This is a genomic window from Methylovulum miyakonense HT12 (assembly GCF_000384075.1).
Lineage (GTDB): Bacteria > Pseudomonadota > Gammaproteobacteria > Methylococcales > Methylomonadaceae > Methylovulum > Methylovulum miyakonense.
On the sequence record NZ_KB913025.1, the window covers coordinates 678,785 to 695,959 of the forward strand.

20 protein-coding genes are annotated in these 17,175 nt (G+C 48.7%); 8 read left to right on the forward strand and 12 right to left on the reverse strand.

Annotated elements, in window-relative coordinates; genetic code table 11:
• Nucleotides 1-383: 383 nt before the first annotated feature.
• Complete coding sequence (locus tag METMI_RS0103500; RefSeq protein WP_019864849.1) at nucleotides 384-1,211, reverse strand: ATP-binding cassette domain-containing protein; 828 nt, start codon at nucleotides 1,209-1,211, stop codon at nucleotides 384-386.
• A gap of 361 nt (nucleotides 1,212-1,572) precedes the next feature.
• On the opposite strand from METMI_RS0103500, the gene METMI_RS0103510 reads away from it, so the two are divergent.
• From METMI_RS0103510 to rapZ, 8 genes are all read left to right on the forward strand, one after another.
• On the forward strand, nucleotides 1,573-2,550 hold the full coding sequence (locus METMI_RS0103510) for a KpsF/GutQ family sugar-phosphate isomerase (protein ID WP_019864852.1): 978 nt from the start codon (nucleotides 1,573-1,575) through the stop codon (nucleotides 2,548-2,550).
• The gene (gene kdsC, locus METMI_RS0103515) at nucleotides 2,550-3,092 is read left to right on the forward strand and encodes a 3-deoxy-manno-octulosonate-8-phosphatase KdsC (protein ID WP_019864853.1); all 543 of its coding nucleotides are present in this window, start codon (nucleotides 2,550-2,552) and stop codon (nucleotides 3,090-3,092) included. Before METMI_RS0103510 ends, kdsC begins: the two co-directional genes overlap by 1 nt.
• A 71-nt stretch (nucleotides 3,093-3,163) precedes the next feature.
• Nucleotides 3,164-3,658, forward strand: a complete 495-nt coding sequence (gene lptC, locus METMI_RS0103520) for an LPS export ABC transporter periplasmic protein LptC (protein ID WP_232215175.1) — start codon at nucleotides 3,164-3,166, stop codon at nucleotides 3,656-3,658.
• Nucleotides 3,645-4,160: a lipopolysaccharide transport periplasmic protein LptA gene (gene lptA, locus METMI_RS0103525; RefSeq protein WP_019864855.1), complete on the forward strand. Its 516-nt coding sequence runs from the start codon at nucleotides 3,645-3,647 to the stop codon at nucleotides 4,158-4,160. The genes lptC and lptA overlap by 14 nt, the downstream gene beginning before the upstream one ends.
• Nucleotides 4,161-4,162: 2 nt before the next feature.
• Entirely contained in the window at nucleotides 4,163-4,888 is a 726-nt protein-coding gene (lptB, locus tag METMI_RS0103530; RefSeq protein WP_019864856.1) for an LPS export ABC transporter ATP-binding protein, read from the forward strand.
• A gap of 19 nt (nucleotides 4,889-4,907) precedes the next feature.
• The gene (locus METMI_RS0103535; RefSeq protein WP_019864857.1) at nucleotides 4,908-6,353 is read left to right on the forward strand and encodes an RNA polymerase factor sigma-54; all 1,446 of its coding nucleotides are present in this window, start codon (nucleotides 4,908-4,910) and stop codon (nucleotides 6,351-6,353) included.
• A gap of 49 nt (nucleotides 6,354-6,402) precedes the next feature.
• Nucleotides 6,403-6,693 (forward strand): ribosome hibernation-promoting factor, HPF/YfiA family, encoded by a 291-nt coding sequence (gene hpf / locus METMI_RS0103540; protein WP_019864858.1) that lies wholly within the window; start codon nucleotides 6,403-6,405, stop codon nucleotides 6,691-6,693.
• 77 nt (nucleotides 6,694-6,770) lie between these two features.
• Nucleotides 6,771-7,628, forward strand: coding sequence for an RNase adapter RapZ (gene rapZ / locus METMI_RS0103545; RefSeq protein ID WP_019864859.1), 858 nt, complete (start codon nucleotides 6,771-6,773; stop codon nucleotides 7,626-7,628).
• Nucleotides 7,629-7,695: 67 nt separating this feature from the next.
• On the opposite strand, the gene METMI_RS0103550 is transcribed toward rapZ, so the two are convergent.
• The 11 genes from METMI_RS0103550 to fmt all read right to left on the reverse strand — a co-directional run bounded on the left by METMI_RS0103550 (nucleotide 7,696) and on the right by fmt (nucleotide 17,173).
• Nucleotides 7,696-7,893, reverse strand: coding sequence for a winged helix-turn-helix domain-containing protein (locus tag METMI_RS0103550; RefSeq protein ID WP_019864860.1), 198 nt, complete (start codon nucleotides 7,891-7,893; stop codon nucleotides 7,696-7,698).
• 30 nt (nucleotides 7,894-7,923) lie between these two features.
• Nucleotides 7,924-8,190, reverse strand: coding sequence for a cell division topological specificity factor MinE (gene minE / locus METMI_RS0103555; protein WP_019864861.1), 267 nt, complete (start codon nucleotides 8,188-8,190; stop codon nucleotides 7,924-7,926).
• Nucleotides 8,190-8,999 (reverse strand): septum site-determining protein MinD, encoded by an 810-nt coding sequence (gene minD, locus METMI_RS0103560; RefSeq protein ID WP_029151466.1) that lies wholly within the window; start codon nucleotides 8,997-8,999, stop codon nucleotides 8,190-8,192. Before minD ends, minE begins: the two co-directional genes overlap by 1 nt.
• Nucleotides 9,000-9,022: 23 nt before the next feature.
• Nucleotides 9,023-9,766, reverse strand: a complete 744-nt coding sequence (gene minC, locus METMI_RS0103565) for a septum site-determining protein MinC (protein WP_029151467.1) — start codon at nucleotides 9,764-9,766, stop codon at nucleotides 9,023-9,025.
• Nucleotides 9,767-9,944: 178 nt separating this feature from the next.
• Complete coding sequence (gene rpsI / locus METMI_RS0103570; RefSeq protein ID WP_019864864.1) at nucleotides 9,945-10,337, reverse strand: 30S ribosomal protein S9; 393 nt, start codon at nucleotides 10,335-10,337, stop codon at nucleotides 9,945-9,947.
• 11 nt (nucleotides 10,338-10,348) lie between these two features.
• On the reverse strand, nucleotides 10,349-10,777 hold the full coding sequence (rplM, locus tag METMI_RS0103575) for a 50S ribosomal protein L13 (RefSeq protein WP_019864865.1): 429 nt from the start codon (nucleotides 10,775-10,777) through the stop codon (nucleotides 10,349-10,351).
• A gap of 120 nt (nucleotides 10,778-10,897) precedes the next feature.
• Entirely contained in the window at nucleotides 10,898-12,259 is a 1,362-nt protein-coding gene (locus METMI_RS0103580; RefSeq protein ID WP_019864866.1) for a sigma-54-dependent transcriptional regulator, read from the reverse strand.
• Nucleotides 12,260-12,275: 16 nt separating this feature from the next.
• On the reverse strand, nucleotides 12,276-14,429 hold the full coding sequence (locus METMI_RS0103585; protein WP_019864867.1) for a sensor histidine kinase: 2,154 nt from the start codon (nucleotides 14,427-14,429) through the stop codon (nucleotides 12,276-12,278).
• Nucleotides 14,411-14,983, reverse strand: a complete 573-nt coding sequence (locus METMI_RS0103590; RefSeq protein ID WP_019864868.1) for a DUF4390 domain-containing protein — start codon at nucleotides 14,981-14,983, stop codon at nucleotides 14,411-14,413. The genes METMI_RS0103585 and METMI_RS0103590 overlap by 19 nt, the downstream gene beginning before the upstream one ends.
• Entirely contained in the window at nucleotides 14,961-16,253 is a 1,293-nt protein-coding gene (rsmB, locus tag METMI_RS0103595) for a 16S rRNA (cytosine(967)-C(5))-methyltransferase RsmB (protein WP_019864870.1), read from the reverse strand. Before rsmB ends, METMI_RS0103590 begins: the two co-directional genes overlap by 23 nt.
• Entirely contained in the window at nucleotides 16,250-17,173 is a 924-nt protein-coding gene (gene fmt / locus METMI_RS0103600; RefSeq protein ID WP_019864871.1) for a methionyl-tRNA formyltransferase, read from the reverse strand. The genes rsmB and fmt overlap by 4 nt, the downstream gene beginning before the upstream one ends.
• Nucleotides 17,174-17,175: the final 2 nt, after the last annotated feature.

A 17,175-nucleotide genomic window follows, 5' to 3' on the forward strand; every position in this document is an offset into this window, starting at 1 on the left:
AATGCGCTTACAAGCATATAAAACGTCGGCAACCCCCCAAGCCTTTGCCAAACAACCCTGGTGTCCGGACGGCTTGCCAAAGCGTTTGTTAAGATCAGGCAGGGAATTTTGGGCCGGGCTTTAGCTTTTTGGGACATCATTTTGCGGTGCCCATGGGGCAATTGACCGCGATATGCCGTCATGCGAAAAATGGCATTCTCCAGTCCTATCTATTTTCCAAGCCAAACCTTCCCTTTCCTTTACCAAACTGCCCGACAGCCATGTCCACAAAATGGCCTAGTATCGCTGGTTTTATATGCGCTTGGCGGCGGTTGCCTTAGCACGCCCCCTTATTCGGGAATAGCGCGCCAGTGCCCGTAATGGCATGCTACCGATGTAGGCTGTCAGTAACGCTTCCCTGAAGCCAGCAAATCGTCAACATAGTCTTTGGCCTGATAATGGAAATGCACCGGGCCATCAGCGGCCCCCGACATAAATTGTTGGGTCCATTCTGAGGAGGATTGCTTGATCTCGGCAGGAGTGCCTTGGTCAACCACCTTGCCTTCGGAAATGATGTAAATGTAATCGGCAATTTGTGACGTTTCGGCGACATCATGGGAAACAATGATGCTGGTCAAGCCTAGCGCGTTATTCAAGGATTTGATCAAATGCACTAAGACCCCCATCGCGATGGGGTCTTGCCCGGTAAAGGGCTCATCGTAAAGGATCATCATCGGATCAAGGGCAATCGCCCTGGCTAAAGCGACCCGCCGCGCCATGCCGCCAGACAGCTCGTTCGGCATCAGTTGCCTGGCGCCCCTCAAACCTACCGCCTGCAATTTCATCAGCACCAAGGTACGGATCATGGATTCGGGCAAATGGGTATGCTCCCTCAATGGAAAAGCGACATTATCATAAACATTCATGTCGGTCAGCAGCGCCCCGCTTTGAAACAGCATCCCCATACGCTTACGCAACGCATAAAGCTCATTCCGCCGTAGCTGGTGGACGTTTTGGCCATCAACGGTAATCGAGCCTTGGGACGGGCACAACTGCCCGCCAATCAACTTTAATAAAGTCGTCTTGCCAGTGCCGCTGGGCCCCATGATCGCCGTCACTTTGCCGCGCTTGAAATCGAGGGAAATATTATCGAATATTTTTTTGTTGCCACGGGAAAATGACAATTGCCTGACACAAACCAAGCTCGTTTCGGGAAAATCGCTAATATCCATACTACCAAGGGGCTGTTAGGGAAGTAAAATCAGTTATTGTGTATGACGAGCGTTTATCAAGTCAATTGATAATCCATTAAAAAAGCCGCATCAAAAGCCCAAACACTTTGCCCTACGGTTAGTTACCGCGATCTTCATAAATGTCCAACGCATTTTATCGCTTTCTGATGAAGCGCTAACGGGATAAGCATGGCATAATGTTGACATTTTTATACCCGCTTATCGCCACACCACTTTGCTTAAGCCTACGCGACGGGTGGCCTTACCTGCTGTACTATTTCATGACGAATACGATTATCAGACTATTTTTTAATGATTTTTTTGTCACGACCACATTAACGCCGAAACTTGAAGGCAGAAAATGAAATTAAATGATCAAAAACTCCGCGAATTAGGAAAGGCGGTCATCCAGGTAGAAGCACAGGCCATTGCCGATTTGGAAGAGCAAATCAATGGCAATTTCGTCGCCGCCTGTAAGTTATTGTTTGATTGCACCGGACGCGTTGTGGTCATCGGTATGGGCAAGTCAGGGCATATCGCCAGTAAAATCGCCGCCACCTTGGCCAGCACCGGTACGCCCGCTTTTTTTGTGCACCCAGGTGAAGCCAGCCACGGTGACTTGGGCATGATCACCAAGCATGATGTCGTGGTTGCCTTATCCAATTCAGGGGAAACTGAAGAGGTGCTCACTATCCTACCAATCATCAAACGCCTAGGTGTGCCATTGGTGGCCATTACCGGCAACGCCAATTCAACGCTAGCGAGGTTTGCAACCACTTATTTAAATGTGGCCGTCAAACAGGAAGCCTGCCCTTTGGGGCTGGCGCCCACCTCCAGCAGCACCGCCGCCTTAGTGATGGGTGATGCGCTGGCGGTTTCGTTATTGGAAGCGCGTGGCTTTACCCGCGATGACTTCGCCCTCGCCCATCCGGGCGGCAGCTTGGGGAAACGCCTATTGTTACGCGTCAGGGATATTATGCACGTCGGCGTTGACATGCCTTCCGTGCCCGAATCGGCATTGATTAGCCATGCGCTCTTGGAAATGACCGAAAAAAAATTAGGCATGACCGCCATCGTAGAAGCCAACAACCGGGTCATAGGCATTTTTACCGATGGCGATTTGCGGCGGATGCTAGGAAAAAACCTGGACATCCACAGCACCCCAATCACCGAAGTCATGACCCCACATTGTGCGGTGATCACCCCCGATATACTGGCCGCCGAAGCCATGCAAATTATGGAACAGAAAAAAATTAACGCGCTGCTGGTCGTCGACGAGCAACAATGTGCGATTGGGGCTTTGAATATGCACGATTTGATAAAGGCAGGTATTGTTTAATGTCCGGTAACGAGCCCTTATCCAGCATCCACGCCAAGGCCAGCCTCATTAAATTATTGGTGCTTGATGTTGACGGTGTCTTGACCGATGGTAAGCTATTTTTTGACCATCAGGGCAATGAATACAAAAGCTTCCATGCCCAAGACGGGCACGGCATCAAATTACTGCGCCAAACGGGCGTGGAAGTCGCGGTGATTTCAGGGCGGCGGTCTGCCGCAGTCACCTTACGCATGAACAGCCTGGGCATAAGCCACGTCTATCAGGGGCATGAAGACAAACGCGCCGCATTCCAGGAACTGTTGACATCGCTACAGCTAAGCCCGGAACAAGTGGCTTACGTCGGTGATGACTTACTGGACTTGCCTATCATGACGCGGGCCGGCTTGGCAATTGCCGTCCACGACGCAGTTGATACCGTCAAACAACGCGCCCATTGGCAGACTAGCCGCTGTGGCGGCCAAGGTGCTGTGCGTGAAGCCTGTGACCTTATCATGAATGCACAAGGCCATTATGACGCCATCGTCAACGCCTATCTGACATGACCTATTCAAGAGACCCGTACAGTTATTTTTATCTGGCTTTTATTGCGTTCGCAAGCTGGATACTAGTCAACTTGACCGACGTAGATAATAACAATAACAAATTGATACCACCGCACAGCCCCGATTTCTTCAGCACTGGCTATACCAAGTGGGAAATGGGCGCCACCGGCTTACCCAATACACAATTGTATGCTGAAAAAATCGTCCATTACAGCGACGACCATACGACGGATATGGATAAGCCACTGATTTTTCTTCACCAGGAAAAACAACTGCCATGGGTTATCCAATCAGAATCCGGGACGGTTTCCGCCGACAGCAAAAATATTTTTCTCAAAGGTAAAGTCGTTATTGACAGAGATAAGTTTGACAACGTTAAGGCATTGAAAATTAATACCTCCAACCTAAAAGTAAGGCCAGAAACCCATTTTGCAGAGACTGATGCATGGGCGGAATTAGTGAGCCCGCCCCACAAAACCACAGGAACTGGAATGAAACTGGTATTTAAGCAGCCAATTCGAATTGAATTGCTGTCCCATGTACAAGGGAAATATGAAACACAATAATAAGCACATTATTTTTTGCTGTATTTTACTAAGCAGTTGGTTTAACACTGCCGCTTTCGCCCTAGAAAGCGATGCCGACCAGCCCATTTCAATCGATTCGAACACGGCCACCTATGACGACACCACCGAAACCAGCACGTATACCGGTAACGTCGTCTCAATCCAAGGCAGCATCCGTGTCAATTCTGATAAATTGGTCGTTTATATGAAAAATGGCGAAGCCGATAAACTGGTGTTTACCGGTAACCGGGCCAAATTCAAACAAACCCCCAGCGCCGGTGCCGAAGACATTATCGGTGAGGCCTTGGTCGGCAATTACTATCCGAAAAGCAATCTCCTGGTCTTACAAAATGAAGCGATTGTCACCCAAGGCAATGCGACTTATTCGAGCAACTTAATTGAATATGATATTAAAAGTTCGCTAGTAAAAGCGGGTGAAAAATCATCCGATAACAAACGCGTCCATGTTATATTAAAGCCGAAAGCCAAAGAAACCCAGTAAGCATGGCAACTTTAGTAGCAACAAACCTGTTTAAAGCCTACCATAAACGCCATGTCGTCAACGGCGTATCCTTGGTTATCAATACCGGGGAAGTCGTTGGCTTGTTAGGGCCTAACGGGGCAGGCAAAACCACCAGTTTTTATATGATGGTCGGCTTGATCAAAGCGGACTCCGGTGAAATCACCTTGGCCGGCAAAGACATAACGCACCACCCGATGCACTTGAGGGCGCGGCTGGGTATCGGTTATCTGCCCCAGGAACCGTCAATTTTCCGTAAATTGAGCGTGGCCGATAACTTACGTGCCGTTTTGGAAATCCGGGCTGACTTAAGCGACAGCCAAATTGAATTGGTCATCGATGACCTGTTACAGGAGTTTAATATCCTACATTTGCGCAACCAAAGGGCGCTGAGCTTATCAGGAGGCGAGCGGCGGCGAGTTGAAATTGCGCGGGCCTTGGCCACACAACCGCAATTTATTTTGCTGGACGAGCCTTTCGCGGGGGTAGACCCCATTTCAGTTGACGATATAAAAAAAATCATCGTGCACTTGAAGCAACGGGGTATTGGCGTCCTGATTACCGAGCATAATGTGCGGGAAACTTTAGGTATTTGTGATCGGGCCTATATATTGAACGACGGCAAAGTGATCGCAGAAGGTGACGCTGAGGCCATTGTCGCTAACGAGGAAGTACGCAAGGTTTATTTAGGCCAAAATTTTAGTCTTTAGTCACAGTATTGCACACAAAATGAAACAATCTTTACATCTTCGGCAAGGCCTGCAACTTACCATGACGCCGCAATTGCAGCAGGCGATTAAACTGTTGCAGATGTCCACTTTAGATTTGCAACAAGAAATCCAACAAGCGCTTGAATCCAATATGATGTTGGAAATCAGCGACGACGACAACAATGCACCCGTCCCCGAACCACAGCTAGAGAAAAAAACAGAACAAACCGATACGCAAACCAGTGAGGGTTCACAAACTGACATCCCTGACGAATTGCCGATTGATTCGTCCTGGGATGATATTTATGACACGGTCATGGAATCGGGGAGCCACAATAATGAAACGGTTGAGTTTGAAACCCAACGCAGCAACAGCGCCACTTTACTGGACCATTTATTGTGGCAATTGGAACTGACCCGGTTTTCGGAACGTGACCATGCCATCGCCATCGGCATTATCGACTCAATCAATGAAGATGGTTATCTGACCAGCAAACCAGAAGACATTTTCCAATCCATACAAACCCAGCTGGATGACCTGTATATTGAAGAAGTCTATGCCGTCTTGCACAGGATCCAAAATTTTGACCCCGCCGGCATTGCGGCGATTGATTTGAGCGACTGCTTACGCCTGCAATTACGGCAATTGCCAGAAACCACCCCATATAGGGAGGAAGCGCTTGCCGTTGTGACCCAACACTTGGATCTATTGGCCACCCATGAGCAATCCAAGCTCATGCGCAAATTGGGTCTGACCGAAAGGCAATTGGACTCCGTTGTCGCCTTGATCAGGACACTTGAGCCGAAACCCGGCTCCCGCATACAAGAGCACGACTCAGAGTATGTGATCCCCGATGTCTACGTTGTCAAACAAAATGGCCAATGGCAAGTCAACTTAAATCCCGATATTGCCCCTAAACTTCGGATCAACCCTTTCTACTCGGCGATGATAAAACGTGCCGACAACAGCAAAGACAATACGTGCATGAAAGACCATTTGCAGGAAGCCCGGTGGTTTATCAAAAGCCTGCATAGCCGCAACGACACCTTGTTGCGGGTAGCCCGCTCCATTGTCGAAAAACAAACGGCTTTCCTTGAGCACGGCTCTGTTGCGATGAAACCCATGGTGTTGCGCGATATTGCCGAAGAACTGGAATTGCACGAATCCACCATCTCTAGGGTGACCACACAAAAATTCATGCATACCCCCAACGGTATCTATGAATTCAAATACTTTTTTTCCAGCCATGTATCGACCGAAAGTGGCGGCGAATGCTCTTCAACCGCCATTAGGGCAATTATTAAAGAATTAATCAGCAATGAAGATCCGGCCAAACCGCTGAGTGATAGCAAAATTGCTGATTTTTTAAACGAAAAAGGCATTAATGTTGCTCGAAGGACAATTGCCAAGTATCGTGAAGCGATGTTTATCGCATCATCAAGCCAGAGAAAACGGATTTTATAAACATCACGCTCTCCAGCTAAAACCCATCAATTCATTAAGGAGTTTTACCATGCAAGTAATAATAACAGGTCATCATCTTGAAATAACCGATGCGTTAAAAACGCACATCGACGCAAAATTTGCCAAACTTGCGCGTCATTTTGACAATGTGACTGATGTACATGTTATTTTAAGCGTAGAAAAACTGGTGCAAAAAGCTGAGGCCACGCTGCAATTGAGCGGAGCCAAGTTATTTGCCGAAGACCATCAGGAAGACATGTACGCAGCCATCGACAACCTGGTCGACAAATTGGACCGCCAAATAACCAAACACAAAGAAAAAACGAATAACCACAGATAACAAAGCTTTTATAGGGCGCAAGACGGCAATCATACAAAACAAACCCAAAACTATGTACGCACCTTGCGCCTAATTTTATGAAACTATTAATTGTCAGCGGACTCTCCGGTTCCGGAAAAAGCATCGCTCTCGATACCTTAGAAGACTGTGGCTATTATTGCATTGATAATTTGCCAGTCACCTTACTCGAAGATTTTATTAACCATGTCATGCTGGTCGACACCAAGACCTACGCCAAAACGGCCATAGGGATTGACGCCAGGAACCAAAGCGAAAGTTTGGCCAACTTTTCCGAAAGCATGAGGCTGATAAACGATAAGGGCATCAGCTGCGAAGTCGTTTTTATGCAAGCCGAAGAAGCCACGTTACTGAAACGCTACAGCGAAACCCGCCGCAAGCACCCCTTGACAGACGTCAATATCCCTTTAAAAGAAGCATTAAAAATAGAAAGGGAAATGCTCACGCCGATCGCCAGACATGCCAGCGTCATCATTGACACCAGCCGCACCCATTACCACCAATTGCGTGAACTGATTAAAGACCAAATCGGCGAACGTGATGCCAAACATATTTCCTTACAATTCCAGTCATTTGGCTTCAAACACGGCGTGCCTTTAGATGCTGATTTTGTGTTTGATGCGCGCGGCTTACCTAACCCCTATTGGATTCCCGAATTACGGGGGCTAACGGGAAAAGATCAGGAAGTGGTTGGATTTTTGCAGGGGCACCCAATAGTTCTGGAGTTTTTTCAAGACATCACCTATTTTCTTGAACGCTGGATCCCCCGCTTTGAGGCTGAAGGCCGCACTTATTTAACAATCGCTATCGGTTGTACAGGAGGGCAGCACCGTTCAGTTTATCTAGTGGACTCATTAGTCAAGCAGTTCAAAAACACTTACTTCAACGTCATTGTCCGCCATCGGGAACTGCATTAATTTCCGGGCATAAAAAACCCAAGACTGGCTATATTTGCCAAATCTTGGGTTGAGGACAGTCACTTTGCTATTTCAATGATAAGGTCTCTGTACGGCCTTTCATTTCAAATATCAATTTATCTTCTTTAGACAGCCAACCAATAGCACGCTGTATATCATTCTTGTTAATCCCAGTTTCTGTGGCAATTTTAGTAACACTGGAAGGGCCATTTTCATCCAGATACTTCCACAATTTACCTGCTGCATCACCAATTATTTCAATCATTTCAATCACCTTTGAGAGTAGTTAGAGAGTTTACAGATTTTTTGCATGATGGTCAGGCAGCACGATGTTCAATTCGAGCGTTTCCTGGTTTTCATCTTGCTCGAAATTAAATGATATGGCTTCCTGATCGACGTTAACATATTTTTTTATCACTTCCAGCAATTCCTTTTGTAATTGGGGAAGATAAGAAGGCTGATGCCGAGAAGAGCGCTCATGGGCAACAAGGATTTGCAAGCGCTCCTTAGCCAGAGATGCCGAACTGGTTTTAGTGATCCTAAAATAGTCAAGTAAACTCATTATTTGCCTCCAAAAAGCTTCCCGAAGAGGCCTTTTTTCTCGTCAATAAAACGGTGCGGCCTGTCTTCGCCCAAATAACGGGCAACGATATCCGCATACGCTTGCCCCGCATCGCTTTTTTCATCAAGGATGACAGGCACACCTGAGTTTGACGCAGTCAAAACTGATTTTGACTCGGGTATCACCCCTAGCAGATGCAAAGACAAAATGTCCTGCACATCATCCACACTCAGCATATCGCCGATCTTTACCCTTTCGGGTGAATAACGGGACAACAACAGATATTCCTTAATGGGCTCTTCGTTGCGCTCCGCCCGGCGTGATTTACTGGACAACAACCCTAACATACGGTCAGAGTCCCGTACCGATGAAACTTCAGGGTTAGTCACCACAAAAGCGTCATCAGCATAATACATCGCCAGATGCGCGCCCCTTTCGATACCCGCCGGAGAATCACAAACAACATACTGGAAATCCTTAGACAACTCCTCCAATACCTTGCCAACCCCTTCTTGGGTCAAGGCATCTTTATCCCGGGTTTGCGAAGCCGGTAAAATGTACAATTGGTCACAATGTTTATCGCGGATAAGTGCTTGGTTAAGCGAGGCTTCCCCATTGATGACATTGATAAAGTCATAGACTACCCGACGTTCACAGCCCATAATCAGGTCAAGATTACGCAACCCCACATCAAAGTCTATGACGGCTGTTTTATGACCTTTTTTTGCTAGTCCCATGGCGATTGCAGCACTGGTTGTGGTTTTGCCAACACCGCCTTTACCGGATGTTACAACGATTATTCTTGCCACAAATGTTCCTCTAAGTAGTTTTATTAAGCAATATCTTTAATAATTAAAGCATGTTCTTGTAAATAAATCTGCACTGGTTTATTACGGGCGATACTTCGCATATCTTCGCTGATTTTATAAGTGCCCGCGATTGAAATCAGCTCCGCTTCCAAATCGGAACAAAAAATGCGCGCCTCGACATTACCTTGCACTCCCGCTAAAGCACGGCCTCTTAGGGTACTGTAAACATGAATATTACCTTCCGCCATAATTTCCGCACCTGCACTCACCTGGGCCAAAACAATCAAGTCGCCGCTCGAATAGACGCGCTGGCCTGAACGGACCGGATGGGTAATTATAGTGGCTTGGGCTTTTGCCGCAGATTCCGGCGCCACTGCCTGGGCTTTTGCAGGAGTGCGGTCGATGTTCTTATGTTCGTTGGACAGGCTATTGTGGACAGAGTAGACGGGAATATTGAGATCTATGGCCTGTTTATTTTGCCCTTCATTTCCGCCACGGATTCCAATAGGGAGCAATCCCGCTTTACGGATGGTATCCAACAGCCCGGCAATGTCAATATCAAGCTTGTTTTTATTGAGCCACTGCACATCAAACACTATCGGTGAGTTTTTGAAAAAATCCGGTGCCAGCTGGATTTTTTTCTGTAGCTGATGTTCGATAATTATCCAATCGTTGCTGGATAAAACTAAGACAGGAACCGAAAAAGTACTGCTCTTAAACTCAAGTGCAGAGCCATTATGAAGCGTATTATTAGCGTCCGTCGACATCCGTTGCATCTATTTGATCATAAGTTGGCTTCATTCTAGCATTGCTAAGAAAAAAAATCATTTTTGGATGTCATTTAACTGTCAATTATCCCTTAATGACCTAACGCCATCCCAATAAAAAAGGGTTGCATTATTAAATAACGCAACCCTTTTAACGTGATCTTGATTAAAAATAAGATTAACGCTTGGAGTACTGTGGACGTTTTCTTGCTTTGTGTAAACCGACTTTCTTACGTTCAACAATGCGCGAATCACGGGTCACATAACCTGCATTCCTAAGCGCTGGACGTAACGTTTCATCATATTCCATTAACGCACGGGTCAAGCCCAAACGGATGGCTCCTGCTTGGCCTGATGGGCCACCGCCTTTAACGATGACATTGACATCAAAATTGCTGACCATGTCGACGCATTCTAAAGGTTGACGTGAAACCATTTGATCTGTCTTGCGGCCAAAATACTCTTCAATAGTCTTGGTATTAATGGTAATTTTTCCGGAGCCTTTTGTTGCGTAAACGCGAGCTATTGCGCTTTTACGACGACCTGTTCCGTAATACTGAGCTGCTGCCATGGTCTACTCGCTTATAATTCTAAAACTTTTGGCTGTTGCGCCTGATGTTCATGTTCGGGGCCGGCATAGACTTTTAATTTCTTGAACATTGCCCGGCCTAAAGGATTCTTAGGCAACATGCCTTTTACGGCAGTTGTCAATATCCGGTCAGGGAACGTTTTTCTTAACTTACCTAAGCTGACAGTTTTCAGGTTACCGATATAGCCTGTATGATGCTGATACAGTTTATCTTTTTCTTTATTCCCGGTAACGCCAATTTTTTCTACATTGACGACAATAATGTAATCACCAGTGTCGACATGCGGTGTATATTCTGGTTTATGTTTGCCGCGTAGACGACGTGCAATTTCAGAAGCAAGGCGACCTAACGTCTTTCCTTCTGCATCAACCACGTACCAATCACGCTTAACTTCTGCTGGTTTTGCACTAAATGTTTTCATCGTTACTTAGTCTTTCTGAAAGCCTCAATAAAAGACTGGCAATTTTACGGGACAATAGGTTTTTTTACAACGTTTTTTGTAAAAATTTACTTATTAACAAAATCCCCCAAGCGCTTCCAATCATAATTTAATATTTAAGGAATGTAATTTACGGTACAGGTGGGTGCGCTCCATGCCAACTGCGGCGGATAATTTGGCGACACTGCCTCCAGTCCTTTCAAAATGATATTCCAGATAAGCTTTCTCAAAATGATCCCTGGCCTCTTTCAGTGGCAAATTAAAAAAATCCGGCACGGATGGCGCCATGGCCATATCACCCATCACAGACCCTAACGCGGACTTCACTTCCTCCAACTCAATATCTTCACCAACACCGAGGATCATCAGGCGCTGCACCAGGTTCTTTAACTCCCGCACATTACCCCGCCAACAGTAATTGCGCAAAAAATTCTGCGCCGCCATCGAAAACCGCCTGAACCCCAACTTGTCCTGGCTCACAAAGTAATCGACATAAAAGCTCAATAAGGCCGGCACATCCTCGCTATGTGCCCTTAACGGGGGGATTTCCATAGTCACTTCATTCAGCAAATAATACAAATCTTGCCGGAACCTCCCTGACTTGACCTCTTCGTCCAAGCTAATCCGTGTTGACGCCACCACCCGCACTTCGACACGCACAGCCTCGCTACCCCCCACCCGCAAGAAGGACCTTGACTCTAACGCGCTCAGCAAGCGCAGCTGGGTTTCCTTGTCCATGCCCGCTATTTCGCCTAAAAACAGCGTGCCTTTATGGGCCCGTTCCAACAACCCCGGATAAATTTTGCCGCCACATTCCTTACCAAAAAACTCGACTGCCGAATTTTCGGGCGAAATGCTGCCCACCGCCACATCAATAAAAGGGCCGTCCCGATGTGAACTATGGTTATGCAAGTATCGGGCATACAATTCCTTGCCAACACCCGCCTCACCCACCAACAGCAAGCGTGCGTCATGCTGGGCCAAACGTTTTAACTGGTCTTTAGTCCTGGCGACACTCGCGCTTTTGCCAACAGGCTCTATGTCGATGGCCGACGGCCTGCTGGTGCCGGCGTTTTCCCACTGCAAATAACTCGATTCCAAGGCCTTTTCAACAATCAGCAGCAACTTGGCCATGGACAAGGGTTTCTCGAGGAAATCATAAGCGCCCAAGCGGGTCGCTTCAACCGCCGCTTCCACCGAACCATGCCCCGACATCATAACCACCGGACAATTCAAGGAATCTTCCGCCACCCACTCTTTCAACAAGGTGATGCCATCGGTATCTGGCATCCAGATATCCAGCAGGATAAGATTGGGGTTGGTTTTTGATTTCAATTGCCTGGCTGTTTCAGCGTCTTCCGCCATAGCCACTTCGTAACCTTCGTCTTCGAGGATTTCACTGACCAGACGGCGAATATCCGGCTCATCATCGACAACTAATAACCGCGGTGTATGTGTATCCATCATTTCCTTAAATTTTCTAAACGATATAGGCGGGCAGCTGGATAATAAACCCGGCGCCCGCTTTACGGCGGCCGTCAACCCAAATCGCGCCACCATGTTCTTCAACGATTTTTTTGACTATTGCCAAACCGAGCCCCGTCCCCTTGGCCTTGGTAGTGACATAAGGTTCAAAAATTTTCTCGATTTGATCTTCTTTTATCCCCGGGCCATCATCAAAAAGGCTGATTTCGATAAAATCAGTGTCATTTTTTTGCACCCGATGCAGGTTGATTTCAATCAAACCCTCTGTTTCTATAGCTTCCAACGCGTTCTTTATCAGATTATGCAAAACTTGCCTGATACTGACCGGATCGCCATTAATCAACAAACCGCCGCCCGTTTCATAATTGGCCTTAAATTTAACCCCTGACTTGAGCACATAAAGCGCCAACACCTCTTGCACCAGTATAGGCAAATCAATCGCTACCGTCTGTTTTTTTGATGGTTTCGCATATTCGGAGAAATCATCCACCATTTCCTTCATGGCTTCAACTTGTTGCACAATGGTGGTGGTGGAGCGCGTCAAGATGGATGCATCATTTGCGGAGAGCTTGTCCGCCAATTTATGTTGCAAGCGTTCTGCCGACAACTGGATGGGCGTGAGCGGGTTTTTTATTTCATGGGCCAAACGCCTCGCCACTTCACCCCAAGCGGCATTTTTCTGTGCCTGGATCAAATCCGTGACATCATCAAACACGACCACCGCACCCACACGCAGGCCGTCCTGTGCGAACAACGGGGTTCCACGGCAGAGCAGCTCTTGCCTGCCATTGGGGCCCAAGAAGGCGATGCGTTGCTCCCAAATGTCGTCGGATAGCTCCAATAGGCGCTGGATAGATTTCAACGGCTCGGCCAGCTCAGCCTCGCTCTTTGCCAATTCCAAGAGAGTATAACCAATACAATGGTTCACTTGAATACGGAAAATCCGGTAAGCGGCCTGGTTCGCGGTGCGGATTTTAAATGACGCGTCAAAACTGATGACGCCAGCCGTCAGATTCGCCAAGATTGTCTCCAGATAAGCGCGTTGGTTTTCAACCTCAAAACCCGCCATCCTCGATTCGTAACTGGCCCTGGCGATCCGTTGCGTCATTTCATTGAAAGACTCCACCAAGAAACCCAAATCATCTTGCGCGATAACCGGCAATTGTTGGTCATAATGGCCAGAAGCGACCGCCTGTGTACCTTTAACCAAGGCTTTCACCGGCGAAACGATATGGCGGATACTGATAAACGCCACCCAAATGGCCGCCAGCAAACTCATTAAAAGCACTAAGGACAAAGCCAGCGAAAAACTGAGTTTTAACGAGTGCCGTAAAAAACTCATCTCCTGATAACGCACAAAAGCAAACTCCACCGAATCGGCCAAATCGGCTATCCTGACCGGAACCGGATACAAAGCTTGCAAGTAGAGAGGCTCTTGCGAATTTATTTTGACAATCACACGGATCATCAGCTCGTCATCGCGCACTGGCGATAGCTCAACATAATCGGAATGCTGCTGGCGCAGTTGTATCCAAATATGCTCGTCCGGTAGGCTGGGCAAAATATCGCTGGGGTTATTGCTACTAGAAACAATGATCGTGCCTGGCTGGGAAAATAACGTCATTTCTGTGGCGCCGGACAGTTCGCGCAAATTTTCAATTTCCAAGGTCAGCAAATTGTCCGGCGAGAACTCGAGCTTGGGGGCCAATTGCTGGGTTTGTTTTAAATGCCAGCGCATGCGCTGGTCTAACGAGGCCTGGCTAAGTTCCAGCGAATCTTCCATGGCACGGTCTATTTCCACATTGAACCAGCTATCAATCCCCTGATGCAGAAACTGCATGGAAAAATAAAACACGATCGCCGCCGGAGCCAAAGCCAACACCACAAACAACGACACCATGCGGGTCGTCAGGCGGGAACCCGCTTCATGCTTTTTCAACTGCTTGGCCAGCGTGTAGATATTGGCGCCGACCAACCATAACAAAACCACTGAACCGATGGCATTCATCAACAGCAACCAGGAATACATCTCCCCGAGCTGTGAAGATTCTTGAGTGGCCGAACTCATCAACTGCAATGACAGCAGGATAAACCCTGACAAAACCGATACGGACAGGTTAGCCGGCAGTTTTAATTTTTTAATGGCCATGAACTCCAATCACTGGACAAATACCATTGCCGGCTAAGATAAGCCAAGGGGCGCAGGGGCAAAGGCAAGGCATCGCGGTCAAAATCAACTTTTAAGGCCACCACCGCACCCGGTTCCGGCAAGAACTCTGCCCCGTCAAAAAGCCGGACATTGCGCAAAACCGACATTAAACCAATGGCGCCAGACAGCGTTGAGACATTATGGACTACGCCGTTCCTTTCATTTTTGACGCGATACATTTTCAATAACGCATGATATTGCAAACGGTAACGGATGGTGGCTTCAGCCAGTGTTTCCGGCCAAAAAAACTCACGCGGCCGCTGGATTTTTACCTGGATATTCCAAAATAACGGGACGCCGTTTTGCAACGCCTCCATCGCTTTTTCGCTGAGTTGGTAGTCTATTTCCGCAGACAACAAATAGCCGTTGCTTTCCCTGGCTAACCCAGCCTGTTTGATATAGGCGTTACAGCAACCGGCTTGGGCCATTGGCGGCAACAGGCAAAACAACCAAAACCATAACAACGGGGATTTAAAGCTTACACAAACGCGCATAATAAAACCCGTCCATGCCTGATTCGCCAGCCAAAATTTGCCGGCCGACACTCGCCGCCATCCCCCAATCCGCCGCAAAAGGCAGCTCCCCGGCATCGGGGTGGGCGGCTAAAAAGGCTTGCATTTGCTGTTCGTTTTCCTGCTTCAATACCGAGCAAGTGGCGTACAACAAAATGCCGCCCTTAGCCAACAAGGGCCAAATGGCCGACAAAATGCTCTGTTGCAAGGCTTGCAATGGGGCGATGTCTTCGGCACGGCGCAATAATTTTATGTCAGGATGGCGGCGGATCACGCCCGTTGCGGAACAGGGCGCATCCAATAAAATCCGCTCGAAAGGCTGGCCATCCCACCAACTTTGCGGGTCAGCGGCATCACCGGCCACCAAGGTAGCAGATAGCTGTAAGCGTTGGAGGTTTTCGGCAACCCGTTGCAAGCGGGCCGGGTCAATATCAACCGCAACCAGCCCTTTCAATTGCCCTTGGGTTTCCAAGATATGTGCCGTTTTGCCGCCCGGTGCGGCGCAGATGTCCAATACCCGTTGCCCGGCTTTTAAGTCCAGCAGGCCGGCCGCCAGTTGTGCCGCCGTATCTTGCACGGAGACAACTCCCGCCGCAAAATCCGGCAACTCATCCACGGGCACCGCCTTGTCAAGAACTAGCGCCGACGGGCAAAAAGCAACGCCATGCGCGGTTATGCCGCGGGCTTCAAGCTGTTGCCGGTAAGTTGCAAGCCCGATTTTGGAGGTATTGATGCGCAACACCATCGGGGCTTGCTGGTTGTTGGCCAAGAGGATTTGCCCGGCGTGTCCTGGCCAGTCTTCATAAAGTTTTGCAATCAGCCAATCAGGATGGCTGTATTCGGCGGAAGGGTGTTGTTGGCAGTGCCGGTCTAACCGCTCTTGTTCGCGCTGGTATGTCCTCAACACGCCATTCACCAACCCCCGGGCCCAAGCCCTTTTGCCAACGCCCGCGACCGTTTCGGAAACGGCGGCGTGAGCCTTGACGCGCATAAATTTGAGTTGGTACAGGCCGGTTAAAATCAAGGCCTTGATTTCAGTGTCTTTGAGCGGTTTATCGACCAATTCATCCAAGATGGCGGTGAGCTGGTGATAATGCCGGCAAACCCCGTAGCAGAGCATTTGGACAAAGGCGCGGTCTTTATTGGCTGGCACATTGGCCAAGGTGGTATCGAGGCTTGCCGTTAATGAATGGCCGTTTTCCAGGACATTGGCCAGGGTCCGAGCGGCGATGGCGCGTGTATTGATACTCAACCCAGTATTGCCCCGTTGACATCGTGTGCATTGAGAAAGGCCTCAACCGCCATGCGTTTGCCACCCGGCAATTGCACTTCCAACAAACGCAACAGGCCTTCGCCGGTGACCACGTCCATATGTTTGTGGTCGCCATGCACCGTGCCGGCCTCCCCCGCCCTTTCACCAGCAATCGCTTCGGCGCGCCAGATACGCAACACTTCACCATGGTAGAGGCTTTGCGCCACAGGCCAAGCATTCAGGCCGCGCACTTTTCTGGCGAGGGTCTCCGCAGGCAGCGCCCAGTCAATCACGGCTTCGCTTTTGCCAAGCTTTTCGGCATACGTAACCAAGGCCTCATCTTGCGGTTCCGCTTGCACGGTGCCTTGTTCCAATTGCCCTACAACTTTTGCCAAGCCTATTGCACCCAATGCCGCCAACTGGTCATGCAAATCGCTGGAGGTGTCAGACCCACCAATGGCACATTCCTCTTTGTGCAACATATCGCCCGCATCCAACTTGCGGACAAGCTTGATGATGGTCACGCCCGTTTTTTCATCGCCCGCCATGAGTGCGCGCTGGATCGGTGCGGCCCCACGCCAACGCGGCAGCAAAGAGCCATGCACGTTGATGCAGCCCAAAGGCAACGCGTCCAGGACGGTTTGCGGCAAAATCATGCCATAAGCGACGACGACCATCAGGTCGGCGTTAAAATCCCGCAAGCGTTGCAGCTCCTCATCCGCCTTAAACGTCAACGGCTGCAAAACAGGGATGTTGGCGGCGACCGCCAATTGTTTGACCGGGCTCGGCTGCAAATGGCGGCCACGCCCTGCCGGGCGGTCAGGTTGGGTATAAACGGCACAGACTTCATGGCCTGAAGCGAGCAAGGTTTGCAAACTGGGGACAGCGAATTCGGGCGTTCCGGCAAAAATAATTTTCATGC

Bases quoted from the DNA above. Each gene is read 5' to 3' on its own strand.
- METMI_RS0103500 (WP_019864849.1), bottom strand. From the start codon at position 1,211: ATGGATATTAGCGATTTTCCCGAAACGAGCTTGGTTTGTGTCAGGCAA.
- METMI_RS0103510 (WP_019864852.1), top strand. From the start codon at position 1,573: ATGAAATTAAATGATCAAAAACTCCGCGAATTAGGAAAGGCGGTCATC.
- kdsC (WP_019864853.1), top strand. From the start codon at position 2,550: ATGTCCGGTAACGAGCCCTTATCCAGCATCCACGCCAAGGCCAGCCTC.
- lptA (WP_019864855.1), top strand. From the start codon at position 3,645: ATGAAACACAATAATAAGCACATTATTTTTTGCTGTATTTTACTAAGC.
- lptB (WP_019864856.1), top strand. From the start codon at position 4,163: ATGGCAACTTTAGTAGCAACAAACCTGTTTAAAGCCTACCATAAACGC.
- METMI_RS0103535 (WP_019864857.1), top strand. From the start codon at position 4,908: ATGAAACAATCTTTACATCTTCGGCAAGGCCTGCAACTTACCATGACG.
- hpf (WP_019864858.1), top strand. From the start codon at position 6,403: ATGCAAGTAATAATAACAGGTCATCATCTTGAAATAACCGATGCGTTA.
- rapZ (WP_019864859.1), top strand. From the start codon at position 6,771: ATGAAACTATTAATTGTCAGCGGACTCTCCGGTTCCGGAAAAAGCATC.
- METMI_RS0103550 (WP_019864860.1), bottom strand. From the start codon at position 7,893: ATGATTGAAATAATTGGTGATGCAGCAGGTAAATTGTGGAAGTATCTG.
- minE (WP_019864861.1), bottom strand. From the start codon at position 8,190: ATGAGTTTACTTGACTATTTTAGGATCACTAAAACCAGTTCGGCATCT.
- minC (WP_029151467.1), bottom strand. From the start codon at position 9,766: ATGTCGACGGACGCTAATAATACGCTTCATAATGGCTCTGCACTTGAG.
- rpsI (WP_019864864.1), bottom strand. From the start codon at position 10,337: ATGGCAGCAGCTCAGTATTACGGAACAGGTCGTCGTAAAAGCGCAATA.
- rplM (WP_019864865.1), bottom strand. From the start codon at position 10,777: ATGAAAACATTTAGTGCAAAACCAGCAGAAGTTAAGCGTGATTGGTAC.
- METMI_RS0103580 (WP_019864866.1), bottom strand. From the start codon at position 12,259: ATGGATACACATACACCGCGGTTATTAGTTGTCGATGATGAGCCGGAT.
- METMI_RS0103585 (WP_019864867.1), bottom strand. From the start codon at position 14,429: ATGGCCATTAAAAAATTAAAACTGCCGGCTAACCTGTCCGTATCGGTT.
- METMI_RS0103590 (WP_019864868.1), bottom strand. From the start codon at position 14,983: ATGCGCGTTTGTGTAAGCTTTAAATCCCCGTTGTTATGGTTTTGGTTG.
- fmt (WP_019864871.1), bottom strand. From the start codon at position 17,173: ATGAAAATTATTTTTGCCGGAACGCCCGAATTCGCTGTCCCCAGTTTG.